Source organism: Streptomyces sp. 2323.1 (assembly GCF_900221035.1).
GTDB lineage: Bacteria > Actinomycetota > Actinomycetes > Streptomycetales > Streptomycetaceae > Streptomyces > Streptomyces sioyaensis.
Genome location: NZ_LT907981.1, coordinates 5,055,960 through 5,070,566 on the forward strand (window position 1 = coordinate 5,055,960; position 14,607 = coordinate 5,070,566).

The window sequence follows — 14,607 nt, forward strand, 5'->3', positions numbered from 1 at the left end:
CACGCAGTGTTCGCTCAGCGGATGCTCAAATCCGCATAACGATCGCATCACTGCCGCCATGCAAGTTGTGGCCACTTGTAGGGATTGCCCCCTTTTCCACGTGGTGTGGTTCACGCCATCTCTAGGCGATCTTCGGAGCGTCGTGATAGATGTTCACGACCTGCCGTGAGTGACGCCACCCTTGTCGCTGCGGGAGCGCTCAGCCGGCCGACCGTCGGCGTGCAGGACTCCATCCGGGGGGATCGGGACCCGATCCGGACAGACCGGGTCGGTATGGAGAAAGGCGCACCACACATGACCTCTGTGCAGGTCGACAAGCAACACGACGGCAACGAGGCAGCTGACGAGGCCCCCGAAGAGGGCTATCAGCGCGGTCTGGGAAACCGTCAGATCCAGATGATCGCCATCGGTGGCGCCATCGGTACCGGTCTCTTCCTCGGAGCCGGCAAGGCGATCTCGATGGCCGGGCCGAGCATCATCCTCGCCTACGCCATCGTGGGTCTGGTCATCTTCTTCATCATGCGGGCCCTGGGCGAACTGCTCATGTACCGGCCCGTCTCCGGCTCCTTCTCGGAGTACGCGCGAGAATTCCTCGGCCCCTTCGTCGGCTTTGTGACCGGCTGGACGTACTGGCTGTTCTGGGTCGTCACCGGTATCACCGAAGTGACCGCCGCGGCCACGTATGTGCAGTACTGGAACAAGGACATACCGCAATGGGCCGCAGCGCTGGTCTTCACCGTCGCGCTCTTCGGTATCAACCTGATCTCCGTGAAGATCTTCGGTGAGCTGGAATTCTGGTTCTCGATGGTCAAGGTCACCGCGATCATCGGCATGATCCTGATCGGCCTCGGCGTGATCACCCTCGGCTTCTCCGACGCCGGTGACACCGCCTCCTTCGCCAACCTGTGGTCGCACGGCGGCTTCTTCCCCAAGGGCATCGGCGGCACGCTGATGACGCTGCAGATCGTGATGTTCGCCTTCCTCGCCGTCGAACTCGTCGGCGTCACCGCGGGCGAGGCGACCAACCCGAAGAAGGTCCTGCCCAAGGCGATCAACACCGTGCCGTGGCGGATCGGCCTCTTCTACATCGGTGCGCTGATCATCATCCTGTCCGTCGTCAGCTGGACGGCCTTCAAGCCGGGCGTCAGCCCCTTCGTGGCCGCCTTCCAGCAGATCGGCCTGCCGGCCGGTGCCGGCATCGTCAACTTCGTCGTGCTGACCGCCGCGCTCTCCTCGGCCAACTCCGGTATGTACTCCACCGGCCGGATGCTGCGCGACCTCGCGCTCAACGGCCAGGGCCCGAAGTTCTTCACCAAGCTCAGCAAGAACGGCCTGCCCACCTGGGGCACCGGCGTCTCGGTCGCGATGATGCTGTTCGGCGTCTACATCAACTACCAGTGGCCCGGTGACGCGTTCAACTACGTCGTCTCCTTCGCCACCATCTCCGGTATGTGGGCGTGGATCGTCATCCTGGCCTCGCAGCTGCGCTACCGCGCCAAGGCGAACCGCGGTGAGCTGCCGCAGTCCGAGTTCAAGGCCCCCGGCAGCCCCTACACCTCGATCTTCGCGCTGGCCTTCATCGCCATGGTGATCGTGATGATGGGCGCCGACCCGGACGCCAGGATCTCGCTCTACGCGGCTCCCCTCTGGGCGCTGATCCTGGGCGTCGGCTACCTCTGCATCAAGCGGCGCGACGCGGCGAACGGCCTGACGGCCGGCACGTCGGCCCAGGAGGCCGCCGCCAAGGACGCCAAGAACTGAGGCAGCACCCCGGAAGGAACGGGCAACGCCCCGTAGGTCCAGCATGCGGGCCCGTACGTACCAGTCTTCGGTACGTACGGGCCCGCTGTGTGTCCGCTCCTGCCGCCACCCTCAGCTGAGCGCTCCGCGGGCTCCTCCTATCCTTGGCGCCATGCTGACCCTCACCAAGGCCCTCTACGACCAGATCGTCGAGCACGCCCGGCAGGACCACCCCGACGAGGCCTGCGGCGTGGTCGCGGGCCCGGCCGGCAGCGGCCGCCCCGAGCGGTTCATCCCGATGCTGAACGCCGCCCGCTCGCCCACGTTCTACGAATTCGACTCCGCCGACCTGCTCAAGCTCTACCGGGAGATGGACGACCGGGACGAGGAGCCGGTGATCATCTACCACTCGCACACCGCCACCGAGGCCTACCCGTCGCGCACCGACCTCTCCTACGCCAACGAGCCGGCTGCCCACTATGTCCTGGTATCCACCGCTGATACCGATGACGCCGGGCCGTTCCAGTTCCGGTCGTTCCGTATCGTCGACGGCACGGTGACCGAGGAAGAGGTCGAGGTCGTGGCCGCGTACTCCTGAGCGCGTCCCACCTGGCGTACACCAATCGTCCGCATCATGGGACGAGGTTCCAATACCCGGACCGGGAATCGATACGATGACCGCATGGTTGACCCTGACGTGAGCGAAAAGAGGCCGGGCATGCTGCTGCTCGCTCCGCTCGCCACGCGTCGCTCCGCATCTGCTCTGCTGGGCGCGTTCGGCTGCGGAGCCGCACGGCTGCACGTCGATCTGTGCCGCCTTTCCAGCGCGATCTGTCCGCGCTGCGCCGCCGCCTGACCCGGCCTGCCCCGGGCGCGCGGCGCGCGCCTTCGGCACCCCGCACGTCCCGCGTCACCCGACGCCCTCCCGGCACGCCGTACGCCGTGCGCCCGGGAACCCAGCCCCCACCCCGCACTCCGACTGGAGCACTCCATGGCCATCGAGGTCCGAATCCCGACCATCCTGCGCACCTACACCGACGGCCAGAAGGCCGTCGAGGGCAGCGGAGACACCCTCGCCGACCTCTTCACCGACCTGGAGAGCCGGCACACCGGCATCCGCGAGCGCCTGGTCGACGGCGAGCAGCTGCGCCGTTTCGTGAACGTCTACCTCAACGACGAAGACGTCCGCTTCCTGGAAGGCATCTCCACCAAGCTCGCCGACGGCGACAACGTGACGATCCTCCCGGCGGTGGCGGGTGGATCTGCCGCGGCGAAGCCGCGTCCGGCCGGGGTGGCGGTCGGGCGACGGGACGGGCTGGTCTGACGTGCGGTACGACTCTCCGCTGGCGGCGGTCGGGAACACCCCGCTCGTCCGCCTGCCGCGCCTCTCGCCCTCCGACGATGTCCGCATCTGGGCGAAGCTGGAGGACCGCAACCCCACGGGTTCGATCAAGGACCGGCCCGCGCTGCACATGGTCGAGCAGGCCGAGAAGGACGGCCGGCTCACCCCCGGCTGCACCATCCTGGAGCCCACCAGCGGCAACACCGGCATCTCGCTCGCCATGGCGGCCAAGCTCAAGGGCTACCGCATCGTGTGCGTGATGCCGGAGAACACCTCGTCCGAGCGGCGGGAGCTGCTCGCCATGTGGGGCGCGGAGATCATCTCCTCGCCCGCGGCGGGCGGCTCCAACACGGCCGTACGGGTCGCCAAGGAGCTGGCCGCCGAGCACCCGGACTGGGTGATGCTCTACCAGTACGGCAACCCCGACAACGCCGGTGCGCACTACGCCACCACCGGCCCGGAGATCCTCGCCGACCTCCCCTCCGTCACCCATTTCGTGGCCGGTCTGGGCACCACCGGCACCCTGATGGGTGTCGGCCGGTATCTGCGCGAGCACGTCCCCGGCGTCCAGATCGTCGCCGCCGAGCCGCGCTATGACGACGTGGTCTACGGTCTGCGCAACCTCGACGAGGGCTTCATCCCCGAGCTCTACGACGAGTCCGTTCTCACCACCCGCTTCTCGGTCGGCTCCGAGGACGCGGTCCGCCGCACCCGCGAACTCCTCGCCGAGGAAGGCATTTTCGCGGGCGTCTCCACCGGTGCGGCGCTGCATGCCGCGATCGGCGTCGCCAAGAAGGCCGTCAAGGCGGGGGAGAGCGCCGACATCGTCTTCGTCGTCGCCGACGGCGGCTGGAAGTACCTCTCCACGGGCGTGTACACCGCCGAGTCCACCGAGGCGGCGATCGAAACGCTGCACGGGCAGCTCTGGGCGTAGAGCGGCGCGGGTTCCGGCACCCCGGGTGACGGGCGACACGCTCGGGCGTGCCGGAACGAGCGCGGGCCCCGGGAGCCCCGGCGCATCCCGGGGCGCACGCGGCGGCCGGGAGCCGGGGCAGGCGGCCTGGGGCCGGTGGACGGGACGGTGGCAGCGGCCACTGCGTACGGGCGTACGGGGCGTCAGCCCGGACTGGTGATTCCGCCCACAGCTCGCCCCGCTGGAGGCGCCACAGCCCCTTTTGCGCCTTACGCTCGTGGGCACCGCACAGACCGCCAAGGACCGGCAACGACCCGGCAGGGCCCCGCCGGGAAGCCCCGCATGGATCCTTCCCCGAGCTCTCCAGTGAGAGCGAGGGGAGGCGCCTGACCGCCGCCCCCGCCCACGGAGGTTCACGCCCGTATGAAGCTCACTGTCGTCGGATGCTCGGGGTCGTTCCCTTCGATGGAATCGGCCTGCTCGAGCTACCTCCTGGAGGCCGACGGCTTCAGGCTGCTCCTCGACATGGGCAACGGCGCCCTGGGTGAGCTGCAGCGCCACACCGGTCTCTATGACCTGGATGCCGTACTCCTGTCGCACCTGCATGCCGATCACTGCATCGACCTGTGCGGCTACTTCGTCGTGCGCTACTACCGCCCGGACGGCGGGCGGTGCGCGCCGATGCCGGTCTACGGCCCGGCCGGAACCGAGCGCCGGCTGACCGTGGCGCACGCCGATCTGCCCTACGACGGCGCGATGAGCGAGGTCTTCGACTTCCGCACCCTGTCGCCGGGCACCTTCACCATCGGGCCGTTCACGATCCGTACGGAGCGGGTCAGCCACCCCGTCGAGGCCTTCGGCGTCCGGGTCGAACACGGCGGCCGGTCGCTGACGTACTCCGGGGACACCGGCCCCTGCGACGCGCTGGAGATCCTCGCCGCGGGCACCGACTTCTTCCTGTGCGAGGCGTCCTTCACCTACGGCAAGGAAGACATCCCGGATCTGCACCTCAACGGGCGGGAGGCCGGCGAGGCCGCCCGGCGGGCCGGTGCGGGGCGGCTGGTGCTGACCCACATCCCGCCGTGGACCGACCCGGACATCAGCATCCGCGACGCCCAGAAGGTGTACGACGGGCCGGTCGAGGTCGCCAAGGCCGGCGCCGTCTACGAGATCTGAACCGGGCGGGGATCCGATCCCCCGCGGGAATTCCACGACGCACGGCGAGGGCCCCGGAAACCGTACGGTCTCCGGGGCCCCGCCCTGCGCGCTGCTGCGGACCTGCCGCGGGTCAGCCCTTGTACTGGGCCTTGTCCTCCGCGGCGATCTCCTCCTCGGACTCCCGTCCCGGGGTCGGGAGATTGAACTTGAGGATCGCGAACCGGAACACCGCGTAGTACAGCGCCGCGAAGACCAGCCCCATCAGGGCGAGCAGCCACGGCTTGGTGGCGATGCCGAGGTTCAGCGCGAAGTCGATCGCGCCGGCCGAGAAGCCGAACCCGTCCTTCATCCCCAGGGCCCAGGTCAGCGCCATCGAGACACCGGTCAGCACCGCGTGGATGGCGTACAGCACCGGGGCGATGAACATGAAGGTGAACTCGATCGGCTCGGTGACGCCGGTGACGAAGGCGGTCAGCGCGATGGAGAACATCATGCCGCCGACGACCTTGCGGCGCTCGGGCCGGGCACAGTGCACGATCGCCAGGCAGGCGGCCGGCAGCGCGAACATCATGATCGGGAAGAAGCCGGTCATGAACTGTCCGGCCGAGGGGTCGTGGGCCAGGAAGCGGGCGATGTCGCCGTGCTTGCCGTGGTAGTCACCGGCCTGGAACCACGGGAAGGAGTTCAGCAGGTGGTGCATGCCGACCGGGATCAGGGCACGGTTGACGACACCGAAGATGCCGGCGCCCACCGCGCCCGAGCCGACGAGCCAGGCGCCGAAGCTGTGCAGACCGGCGCCGAGCACGGGCCAGATGTAGCCGAAGACGATGCCGATGACGAGGCCGGCGAAGGCGGCGAGGATCGGCACGAGGCGGCGGCCGCCGAAGAAGCCGAGCCAGTCGGGAAGCTTCTTGCGGCTGTAGCGCTGGTAGAGCAGCGCGACCACGATGCCCATCACGACGCCGCCCAGCACGCCCGCGTCCACCGGCGGGGCGGCATCGGTTATCTTGCCGTCGACGATCTTCTGGACGGTGGGCAGGTTGCTGTCCGGGAAGGTGCCGAGGACCTTGCTGAAGACCAGGTAGCCGACGACCGCGGCCAGGGCGGTGGAGCCGTCGGACTTCTTCGCGAAGCCGATCGCGATGCCCACGGCGAAGAGCATCGGCATGTTGTCGAGCAGGGCGCCGCCGCCGGCCGCCATGAACGCGGCGATCTTGTTCAGGAAGGCGGGGAACGACTCCCGGCCGAGCATGTCCGGCTGGCCGAGCCGCACCATCAGCGCGGCCGCGGGCAGGGTGGCGATCGGTAGCATCAGGCTGCGGCCGATGCGTTGGGCCACTGCCATGGCGCCGGCGCCGCGGCCTTTCTTCTCGGGGGCCGCTGTCGCGGTGGCCGAACTCATCGGATTCCTCCTGGTGAGGCGGGGACTCGGTGGGGGGCCACCGGCCTCCTGGTCTATACCGGTCAGTGGTTTAGACCATTCTTACCACGGTGGTTCGCCGCAGCGGAATCCCCGTGAAGCGGTCGCAATACCCGCGACGGGCGGGGCGTGGGCGGGCTGCGGGTGCGGGGCGGCGACGGCTGCCGTGCTGTGACGTATCGGGCGGGACGGGGTGGCGGTGCAGGCCCTGGGCCGTTCCGTGCCTCGGGACGGGCCGGGCAGCCGGGGGAGTGCCCCCACAACTCCCGCCGCTTCCAGGCGAATCGGCCACCGGTGAGGGGTTCTGGCCCTACCTCGGTGGCCCCCGGCCGGCTCCTACTTCACGTTCTCCTGCTCCATCGCGTCCCCCACCTCATCCGGCTCCCGGCCGGGCGTCGACAGATTGAACTTCGTGATCACGAAGCGGAAGAGGGCGTAATAGACCAGCGCGAAACACAGACCGATGGGAATGATCAGCCAGGGCTTGGTCGCCAGCCCCCAGTTGATGACGTAGTCGATCAGGCCCGCCGAGAAGCTGAAGCTGTCGTGCACCCCGAGTGCCCAGCTCACCGCCATCGACACACCCGTCAGCACGGCATGGATCACGTACAGCAGCGGCGCGACGAACAGGAACGAATACTCGATCGGCTCGGTCACGCCCGTCACGAACGAGGTCAGGCCGACCGACAGCATCATGCCGGCGATCTCCTTGCGGCGGTGCGGCTTGGCGCAGTGCGCGATCGCCAGCGCCGCGGCCGGCAGCGCGAACATCATGATCGGGAAAAAGCCTGTGGTGAACTGCCCGGCCGTCGGGTCGCCCGCCAGGAACCGGTTGATGTCACCGTGCACGACCGTGCCGTCCGGCTTCGTGAAGCTGCCGAACTGGAACCAGACGAAGGTGTTCAGGAACTGGTGCAGGCCGATCACCAGCAGCGCGCGGTTGGCGACGCCGAAGAGCCCGGCGCCCCACGACCCCAGCCCCGTCAGCCACTCGCTGAAGCTCGTCAGCGCGTCACCGATCGGCTGCCAGACGAACAGGCACAGCACCGCGAAGACCAGGCCGACGAAGGCCATGATGATCGGGACCAGCCGGCGGCCGTTGAAGAACCCCAGCCAGTCCACCAGCTTCACCCGGTGGAAGCGCTGCCACAGCCAGGCGGACAGAAATCCCATGACGATGCCGCCGAAGATCCCCGGGTTCTGGAAGGAGGCCTGCGTCACGGTCAGCGTCTTGTCGACGCACACCCCGCTCCACAGGCCGGCCTGGGTGTACGTCTGCCCCGCGGCGCAGCCCGCCGGGAACGCGTGCATCACCGAGAAGTAGACGAGGAAGCCGGCCACCGCTGCCAGCGCCGTCGACCCGTCCGACTTCTTGGCCATGCCGATCGCCACACCGATGCAGAACAGCAGCGGCAGCCCCAGCCCCGAATCCAGCAGGGCGCCGCCCGCGGCCGCGAAGACCTTGCCGACCGCGTCCCAGCCCAGCCCGTCCGCGCCGAACACATCCGGCTGCCCGAGACGGTTGAGAATCCCCGCAGCGGGCAGTACGGCAATCGGCAACTGCAGACTGCGCCCCATCTTCTGCAGCCCCTGGAAGAGGTTGGCTCCCCAGTGCCTCTTCGGTGCCGCCGCCGCTGCGTTCGAACTCATCGGTGTCCTCCCGGCAGTCGGCCCGTCGACAACCGCCCTGGTGCTTGCCGCATACTGGTGGTGTAGACCACTCGTGGGTGCGTTCCGGCCGGTCTTTCCGGGCCGTCCGGTGCGCACTCCGGTGATCGCCATCCTTCGTCAGACAGCGGACAAACGCCCACATAGTTGGGCCGAACGTGCGTTACGGTGTGAAACCGCCCGGCGGAACCGTCGGCGGCCGAGACAAGCAGGAGTGGACATGGCCAGCAAGGCTGAGAAGATCGTCGCCGGGCTCGGCGGACTCGACAACATCGAAGAGGTCGAGGGCTGCATCACCCGCCTCCGCACCGAGGTCGTCGACCCCTCCCTCGTCGACGAGGCCGCCCTCAAGGCCGCCGGCGCCCACGGCGTCGTCAAGATGGGCACCGCGATCCAGGTCGTCATCGGCACCGACGCCGACCCCATCGCCGCCGAGATCGAAGACCTGATGTGAGGACCTGAGCCCCGCTCAGCGCGCCTCGTTCCGAAGGCCCCGCACGTCCGGTGTGGCGCCTCCCCCGAAGGCCCCGCACCGGACGATCCACCGCCCGGAGTGGGGCCCTCGCGTTGCCGATAGGGTCTACGCCATGTCTCGCATCGACGGCCGCACCCCCGAACAACTCCGCCCGGTCACCATCGAACGCGGCTGGAGCAAGCACGCCGAAGGCTCCGTCCTCATCTCCTTCGGCGACACCAAAGTCTTCTGCACCGCATCCGTCACCGAAGGCGTCCCCCGCTGGCGCAAGGGCACCGGCGAAGGCTGGGTCACCGCCGAATACTCGATGCTGCCCCGCTCCACCAACACCCGCGGCGACCGCGAATCCGTCCGCGGCAAGATCGGCGGCCGCACCCACGAGATCAGCCGCCTCATCGGCCGCTCGCTGCGCGCCGTCATCGACTACAAGGCCCTCGGCGAGAACACCATCGTCCTGGACTGCGACGTCCTCCAGGCCGACGGAGGCACCCGCACCGCCGCCATCACCGGCGCCTATGTCGCCCTCGCCGACGCCATCACCTGGGCCCAGTCCAAGAAGCTCATCAAGCACGGCCGCAAGCCCCTGACCGGCACCGTCTCCGCCGTCAGCGTCGGCATCGTCGACGGCACCCCCCTCCTCGACCTCTGCTACGAAGAGGACGTCCGCGCCGACACCGACATGAACGTCGTCTGCACCGGCGACGGCCGCTTCGTCGAGGTCCAGGGCACCGCCGAGGCCGAGCCCTTCGCCCGCGACGAGCTCAACGCCCTCCTCGACCTCGCCGTCGCCGGCTGCGGCACGCTCGACGCCACCCAGCGGGAAGCGCTCGCCCGCACGCTCTGAGATACCCGCCGCAGGGGGAGGGGCTGCTCCTCCCCCTGTGACCCTTTGCTCACGGGAGCTCCCACTCTGGGAAAGCCGCCCCGGCGCAGGCACTGTGGACCCATGCCCACCACTGCCGCGACCGCGCCCCGCGCCCGCACCGGCGGGCCCCAGGGCGACTCCCCGCTCCTGGAGCACCTCCTCGGCTGGACCCTCGTCCTCGTCCTGGCCATGCTGCTCACCCAGACCGGCTTGGTCTGACGGCCTGACCGGTGCGCGCCCCTGCCCCGGCGGGCGGGGTAACCGGACGGCCGCGTACCGGTGACGGCCTGGCCGGTTCGGGTCCCGTCTCCGGCGGCCGTGGCGGCCGGACCGCCGCATACCGCTGCCGGCCTGGCCGGTTCGGGTCCCCGCCCCGGCGCGCCGGGCAACCGAATCACCGCCCCCTGCGTGTCTTCCCTCGTCCGCGTACGACGCCAGGGAAGGAACCACCCATGCCGCTCCGCCCGCGCCGGCCCGGCCGCCCCGCCACCGCCGCACTCGCCGCGTCAGCCGCCGCCCTGCTCGCGATACCGCTGCTCACCGGCTGCGGAGCGGTCCAGAAGGCCATGGACTGCACCCGGGCCGCGGGCTCCGTCGTCGACGCCGTCGACAAGCTCCAGCAGGCCGCCGGCCACGCCCTCGACGACCCGCAACAGGCCCGCCAGGCCCTCGACAGCGTCGAGAGCAACCTGCGGAAGGTCGGCAACGACACCGGCGACCCCGACCTCGCCAAGGCCATCCACACCATGAACAAGGGCATCACGAACGCCCGCCGGGCCCTCGACCGCAACCAGGTCCCCGATGTCCAGCCGATCGCCGACGGGGCCGGGGACATGGCCGAGATCTGCACACCGGGATAATCACTGCCCATGCAGCCTCACACCGGCCCTGACCCCGCACCCCAGCGCCTGATCCTCGCCACCCGCAACGCCGGCAAGATCAACGAGCTCCGCGCCATCCTCGACGCGGCCGATCTCCGCGTCGAACTCGTCGGCGCCGACGCCTACCCCGACGTCCCCGACGTCAAGGAAACCGGCGTCACCTTCGCCGAGAACGCCCTGCTCAAGGCGCACGCCCTCGCCAAAGCCACCGGCCACCCCGCCGTCGCCGACGACTCCGGCCTCTGCGTCGACGTCCTCGGCGGCGCCCCCGGCATCTTCTCCGCCCGCTGGGCCGGCCGGCACGGCGACGACCGCGCCAACCTCGAACTGCTCCTCGCCCAGCTCGCCGACATCGCCGACGACCACCGCGCCGCCCACTTCGCCTGCGCCGCGGCCCTGGCCCTCCCCGACGGCACCCAGCGCGTCGTCGAGGGCACCCTCGACGGCACCCTGCGCCACACCCCCACCGGCACCGGCGGCTTCGGCTACGACCCGATCCTCCAGCCCCTCGGCGACACCCGCACCTGCGCCGAACTGACCCCCGCCGAGAAGAACGCCATCAGCCACCGCGGCAAGGCCTTCCGGGCGCTGGCACCGGTGGTGCGGGAGTTGTTGGGCTGAGGCCCGCGCAGCAGAACGGCCTCCCCCGTCCATGGACGGGGGAGGCCGTATGCGCAAATGGGCCCGGTGGGACTCGAACCCACGACACACCGGACCTAAACCGGCGCCCTCTGGCCAGCTGGGGTACGGGCCCGCGGCGCCTACCTTACTGTGCCCCGTCGCGCGGCCGTGCAGGGATGGGCGGGTGCGCCGACGTGCGGGAGAAGTTCCGCGTCTGACTGTGGCAGGAGGGGCACAGATAGCGGAGGTTCTCCAAGCGGTTGTCCAGCCGGTCGCCATTGATGTGGTCGATCTCCAGGACCAGGCGCCGGCCCTGCCAGGTGTCGCCGATGCCGCATTCCGCGCAGCGGTGGGACATCTGCTTCTCGTCGAGGGCACGGCGCAGAAGCGTGGTCTTCTCCCGTCGGGAACCCGGCTCACGACGCCGCAGGATGTCGTCGGCCGGCCTGCGGGAGGGCGAGGGGCGGCCACGGAGGTGCGCCTGGCCGGTGAAGTGGGCGGTCGACAGGCCGTATGCCTCGATGCTGCGTTTGACGGCCTGGCGGGACGGGGCGCTGCCGCCGTGAGCCAGGTGTCTGATGACACCGGCGAGGCTGTGGGAGGCGGCCACAGCGTTGGCCAGGTCGGCTCGTGGAGGAAGAGAGCCGTTTCCTCGGCCAGTGAAGTGTGAGGTGTCGATGCCGAACTGGTCCAGCTTCTTTCGGAGATGGCTGTATGCGCTGGCGTACGGCACCACCTCCATGTACTCCAGCATGTCCCGGATGCTGTGGGACCGAACGGCCGCTTCTCGCAGCAGCGCCTCCGTGTACACACGGCGTGGCCGGTGGGGGAGCGGCTCGTCGACGAAGTGCGCGGTGCTGATGCCGTAATGCCGCAGCCGGTTGCGCAGATACCGGCGTTGCTCGCTGCCCAACGGGGCACCGAGCCGCCGCAGCATGTCGACCGGACTGGTGGATACAGCTGCCGTGCGGACGAGCAGGTCACGGGGGTACGAAACGCGCGGGGGCACAGCGGCGGTCACTTCCGCCGGGGTGTGCGGCCGCGATAGGTGTCCGTCACCGCATGGCAGTTGGGGCACAGTAGGCGGAGGTTGCCCGGCCGGTTGTCCCACCAATGGCCATTGATGTGGTCGACCTCCAGCCGCAACGGTTTGCCGTTCCAGTGCGCCCCCGTGCGGCAGCTCGCGCACCGCTCCGGAACTCCTAGCCGCAGTAACTCCCGGCGCAGGCGCTCTCCCGGGAGACGGCCGTCTGCGGGTGACCCCAGAACGAGCCGGCGCCGGGTGCCGGTGGGGGGTTGTCGGGGTACGGCCGTGAAGTGGGAGGTGTCAATGCCGAGTTCGGCGATGCGTCGGCCGATATGCGCCTGGTTTCCGCCGACCGGGTTGATACCGAGGCGGCGCACGACCTCTGCGACGCTGCGCGAGCGTGCCACCAACGCACGGAGCCTGGCTTCGGTGTGCCGTACGCCCGTCGGCACGAAGTGGGCGGTGTCCACGCCCGCTTCGCGCATCCTGGCGCGTACATATCGTCGGCGGCCCGGTGTTGGCGCACTGCCGAACCACCGCACGGCTTCGTCATACGACGCCGACGCACGCGCAGCCTCGACGAGCCCCTCACGCGTATAGACATTCGCCATGATCCATGTCCCCCGTCCCGTGCGCAGGGCCCCTCCCCGCGCCCTCTCGAACTGAACAACGATCGAACGCGAGGCCGGTTACGCGGAGTGGCGGAAAAGAGAGCGGGCCTCGGGGAAGAATCCGCGAGGCCCGCTTCGGCTGGGAGGCGTGAATCAGAACCGCGGCTCCGCCGTCTGAGCCGTGATGAGTTCCACCGCTTCCTCCTTGGTGGCCACCGAGGGCGGGGAGCCCTCAAGGGGCTGTTGGGCGGTTTCCTTCATGCAGGCGACGGCGATGACGCCGATGAGGGCGGCGGCCATCGTGTAGTAGGCGGGCACCATGACGTTCTGGCCGAAGGCGTCCATGAGGGCGGTGATCACCAGGGGGGTGGTGCCGCCGAAGAGGGAGACGGCCAGGTTGTAGCCGATGGAGAGGGAGCCGTAGCGGACGTTGGTGGGAAAGAGGGCCGGGAGGGCCGCGGACATGGTGCCCAGGAGGCAGACCAGGGAGAGGCCGAGGAGTGCCATGCCGGCGCAGACGGCGGGGATGCTGCCCTGCTTGACCAGGAGGAAGGCCGGGATCGCCAGGACGAAGAAGCCGAGCATGCCGGTCATCAGCAGGGGCTTGCGGCCGTAGCGGTCGTTGAGCTTGCCGACGGTGCTGATGACGCACATCAGGGCGGCCATGGTGCCCAGGAGGATCAGCAGGCCGTGGGTCTCCTCGTAGTGGAGGGTGTCCGTCAGGTAGGTCGGCATGTACGACAGCAGCATGTAGTCCGTGATGTTGTAGGCGCCGACCAGGGCGATGCAGAGGATGAGGGTGGGCCACTGCTGGGCGAAGATCTCGCTGATCTTCTTCTTGGGGGCGTTCTCGGAGAGGTGCGAGAACTCGGCCTCGGCCTCGACGACGGAGCCGGTGGCGCTGTGCGTCTGGGCGGCCTCGAACTTCTGGAACGCGGGCGTCTCGTCGAGCTTGACCCGGAGGTAGAGACCCACCAGGCCGAGCGGACCGGCGATCAGGAAGGGCAGTCGCCAGCCCCACTGGAGCATGGCGTCGTCGCCGAGGGTGGTGTTGAGCAGCAGCACGATGCCGGCGGCGCCGGTGTAGCCGATGAGGGTGCCCATCTCCAGGAAGCTGCCGAAGTAGCCGCGCTTCTTGTCGGGGGCGTATTCGGCGATGAAGGTGGAGGCGCCGCCGTACTCACCGCCGGTGGAGAAGCCCTGGACCAGGCGGAAGAGGATGAGCAGGGCGGGGGAGAAGAAGCCGATGCTGGCGTAGGACGGGATCAGCCCGATGCACAGGGTGCCCAGCGCCATCATGATCATGGTGAGGGCGAGGACCTTCTTGCGGCCGATGCGGTCGCCGAGGGGGCCGAAGTAGGCGCCGCCGAGGGGGCGTACGAGGAAGGCCACGGCGAAGGTCGCGAAGGACGACAGCAGGCTGGTGGTGTCGCTGCCGCCGGGGAAGAAGACCTTGCCGATGGTGACCGCGAGATAGCTGTAGATCCCGAAGTCGAACCACTCCATGGCGTTGCCGAGCGCGGCCGCCTTCACGGCACGCCGGACGACGCGTTCGTCGGTGACGGTGATGTCGGTGCGCCGCAGTCTGGGGTTCTTGCGCCGGGCGACGGCACGGAAGAGCACCCGGTGGCGCTTGCGCGCTTCCCGGTCCTGGTCGGGAGCGGCGTCGGCGTCAGTGCTGCCGGTCGGCACGAGGCGGTCCTCTCGGTCTGTCAGCGCGCGGGTGCGCGCGGGATACGACAGGTGCGCCTGCACAATCGCGCGCGGATCAAACCACTCTGGCGGGAGGAAGCGAGGTACGTCACGCGCGAGTGCGCCGTACGGAGCAGCGGAGTGTGAGGCCGGCAGTGCGGTGACGGGGACACGCCAGGGGTGTCACAGGGCTT

16 protein-coding genes and 1 tRNA gene are annotated in these 14,607 nt (G+C 69.4%); 11 read left to right on the top strand and 6 right to left on the bottom strand.

Translation table 11 applies throughout. The features are described from left to right. Positions 1 to 294: 294 nt before the first annotated feature. The 6 genes from CPH93_RS21715 (at position 295) to CPH93_RS21740 (ending at position 5,171) form a co-directional block, all read left to right on the top strand. The gene (locus CPH93_RS21715; protein ID WP_096213792.1) at positions 295 to 1,761 is read left to right on the top strand and encodes an amino acid permease; all 1,467 of its coding nucleotides are present in this window, start codon (positions 295 to 297) and stop codon (positions 1,759 to 1,761) included. 151 nt (positions 1,762 to 1,912) lie between these two features. Then, positions 1,913 to 2,338, top strand: a complete 426-nt coding sequence (locus CPH93_RS21720) for a Mov34/MPN/PAD-1 family protein (RefSeq protein ID WP_093483433.1) — start codon at positions 1,913 to 1,915, stop codon at positions 2,336 to 2,338. Between the two features lie 84 nt (positions 2,339 to 2,422). Continuing rightward, on the top strand, positions 2,423 to 2,596 hold the full coding sequence (locus tag CPH93_RS21725; RefSeq protein WP_329150806.1) for a putative leader peptide: 174 nt from the start codon (positions 2,423 to 2,425) through the stop codon (positions 2,594 to 2,596). A 135-nt stretch (positions 2,597 to 2,731) separates the two neighbouring features. Beyond that, positions 2,732 to 3,064: a MoaD/ThiS family protein gene (locus tag CPH93_RS21730; protein ID WP_093483431.1), complete on the top strand. Its 333-nt coding sequence runs from the start codon at positions 2,732 to 2,734 to the stop codon at positions 3,062 to 3,064. 1 nt (position 3,065) lies between these two features. Beyond that, on the top strand, positions 3,066 to 4,016 hold the full coding sequence (locus tag CPH93_RS21735) for a PLP-dependent cysteine synthase family protein (protein WP_093483430.1): 951 nt from the start codon (positions 3,066 to 3,068) through the stop codon (positions 4,014 to 4,016). Positions 4,017 to 4,418: 402 nt separating this feature from the next. Further along, positions 4,419 to 5,171, top strand: coding sequence for an MBL fold metallo-hydrolase (locus CPH93_RS21740; RefSeq protein WP_096213793.1), 753 nt, complete (start codon positions 4,419 to 4,421; stop codon positions 5,169 to 5,171). 112 nt (positions 5,172 to 5,283) lie between these two features. On the opposite strand, the gene CPH93_RS21745 is transcribed toward CPH93_RS21740, so the two are convergent. Both CPH93_RS21745 and CPH93_RS21750 read right to left on the bottom strand, forming a co-directional pair. After that, complete coding sequence (locus CPH93_RS21745) at positions 5,284 to 6,555, bottom strand: PTS transporter subunit EIIC (RefSeq protein ID WP_096213794.1); 1,272 nt, start codon at positions 6,553 to 6,555, stop codon at positions 5,284 to 5,286. Between the two features lie 354 nt (positions 6,556 to 6,909). Beyond that, positions 6,910 to 8,223: a PTS transporter subunit EIIC gene (locus CPH93_RS21750; protein ID WP_096213795.1), complete on the bottom strand. Its 1,314-nt coding sequence runs from the start codon at positions 8,221 to 8,223 to the stop codon at positions 6,910 to 6,912. A 121-nt stretch (positions 8,224 to 8,344) separates the two neighbouring features. Between CPH93_RS21750 and CPH93_RS21755 the strand changes: the two genes are divergently transcribed. The 5 genes from CPH93_RS21755 (at position 8,345) to rdgB (ending at position 11,083) form a co-directional block, all read left to right on the top strand. Next, positions 8,345 to 8,695, top strand: coding sequence for a PTS glucose/sucrose transporter subunit IIB (locus tag CPH93_RS21755; RefSeq protein ID WP_308404713.1), 351 nt, complete (start codon positions 8,345 to 8,347; stop codon positions 8,693 to 8,695). Positions 8,696 to 8,828: 133 nt separating this feature from the next. After that, a complete protein-coding gene (rph, locus tag CPH93_RS21760) occupies positions 8,829 to 9,560 on the top strand; it encodes a ribonuclease PH (protein ID WP_093483426.1) in 732 nt (243 codons plus the stop codon). 102 nt (positions 9,561 to 9,662) lie between these two features. Next, a complete protein-coding gene (locus CPH93_RS35480) occupies positions 9,663 to 9,800 on the top strand; it encodes an SCO1431 family membrane protein (protein ID WP_107452761.1) in 138 nt (45 codons plus the stop codon). A 233-nt stretch (positions 9,801 to 10,033) separates the two neighbouring features. After that, positions 10,034 to 10,441, top strand: coding sequence for a hypothetical protein (locus CPH93_RS21765; RefSeq protein WP_093483425.1), 408 nt, complete (start codon positions 10,034 to 10,036; stop codon positions 10,439 to 10,441). Positions 10,442 to 10,450: 9 nt separating this feature from the next. Further along, positions 10,451 to 11,083, top strand: a complete 633-nt coding sequence (rdgB, locus tag CPH93_RS21770) for an RdgB/HAM1 family non-canonical purine NTP pyrophosphatase (protein WP_093483424.1) — start codon at positions 10,451 to 10,453, stop codon at positions 11,081 to 11,083. Between the two features lie 58 nt (positions 11,084 to 11,141). Here rdgB and CPH93_RS21775 read toward each other — a convergent pair. The 4 genes from CPH93_RS21775 to CPH93_RS21790 form a co-directional block, all read right to left on the bottom strand. Next, positions 11,142 to 11,216 (bottom strand) — tRNA-Leu (locus CPH93_RS21775). A 12-nt stretch (positions 11,217 to 11,228) separates the two neighbouring features. Continuing rightward, the gene (locus tag CPH93_RS21780; protein ID WP_107470927.1) at positions 11,229 to 12,020 is read right to left on the bottom strand and encodes an HNH endonuclease; all 792 of its coding nucleotides are present in this window, start codon (positions 12,018 to 12,020) and stop codon (positions 11,229 to 11,231) included. Positions 12,021 to 12,100: 80 nt separating this feature from the next. After that, positions 12,101 to 12,721 (bottom strand): HNH endonuclease signature motif containing protein, encoded by a 621-nt coding sequence (locus tag CPH93_RS21785; protein WP_096213796.1) that lies wholly within the window; start codon positions 12,719 to 12,721, stop codon positions 12,101 to 12,103. Positions 12,722 to 12,874: 153 nt separating this feature from the next. Next, a complete protein-coding gene (locus CPH93_RS21790; RefSeq protein ID WP_096213797.1) occupies positions 12,875 to 14,413 on the bottom strand; it encodes an MFS transporter in 1,539 nt (512 codons plus the stop codon). Positions 14,414 to 14,607: the final 194 nt, after the last annotated feature.

Excerpts from the sequence above, each read along its gene's own strand:
- CPH93_RS21715 (WP_096213792.1), top strand. The coding sequence starts at position 295 with ATGACCTCTGTGCAGGTCGACAAGCAACACGACGGCAACGAGGCAGCT.
- CPH93_RS21720 (WP_093483433.1), top strand. The coding sequence starts at position 1,913 with ATGCTGACCCTCACCAAGGCCCTCTACGACCAGATCGTCGAGCACGCC.
- CPH93_RS21725 (WP_329150806.1), top strand. The coding sequence starts at position 2,423 with ATGGTTGACCCTGACGTGAGCGAAAAGAGGCCGGGCATGCTGCTGCTC.
- CPH93_RS21730 (WP_093483431.1), top strand. The coding sequence starts at position 2,732 with ATGGCCATCGAGGTCCGAATCCCGACCATCCTGCGCACCTACACCGAC.
- CPH93_RS21740 (WP_096213793.1), top strand. The coding sequence starts at position 4,419 with ATGAAGCTCACTGTCGTCGGATGCTCGGGGTCGTTCCCTTCGATGGAA.
- CPH93_RS21745 (WP_096213794.1), bottom strand. The coding sequence starts at position 6,555 with ATGAGTTCGGCCACCGCGACAGCGGCCCCCGAGAAGAAAGGCCGCGGC.
- CPH93_RS21750 (WP_096213795.1), bottom strand. The coding sequence starts at position 8,223 with ATGAGTTCGAACGCAGCGGCGGCGGCACCGAAGAGGCACTGGGGAGCC.
- rph (WP_093483426.1), top strand. The coding sequence starts at position 8,829 with ATGTCTCGCATCGACGGCCGCACCCCCGAACAACTCCGCCCGGTCACC.
- CPH93_RS35480 (WP_107452761.1), top strand. The coding sequence starts at position 9,663 with ATGCCCACCACTGCCGCGACCGCGCCCCGCGCCCGCACCGGCGGGCCC.
- CPH93_RS21765 (WP_093483425.1), top strand. The coding sequence starts at position 10,034 with ATGCCGCTCCGCCCGCGCCGGCCCGGCCGCCCCGCCACCGCCGCACTC.
- rdgB (WP_093483424.1), top strand. The coding sequence starts at position 10,451 with ATGCAGCCTCACACCGGCCCTGACCCCGCACCCCAGCGCCTGATCCTC.
- CPH93_RS21780 (WP_107470927.1), bottom strand. The coding sequence starts at position 12,020 with ATGCTGCGGCGGCTCGGTGCCCCGTTGGGCAGCGAGCAACGCCGGTAT.
- CPH93_RS21785 (WP_096213796.1), bottom strand. The coding sequence starts at position 12,721 with ATGGCGAATGTCTATACGCGTGAGGGGCTCGTCGAGGCTGCGCGTGCG.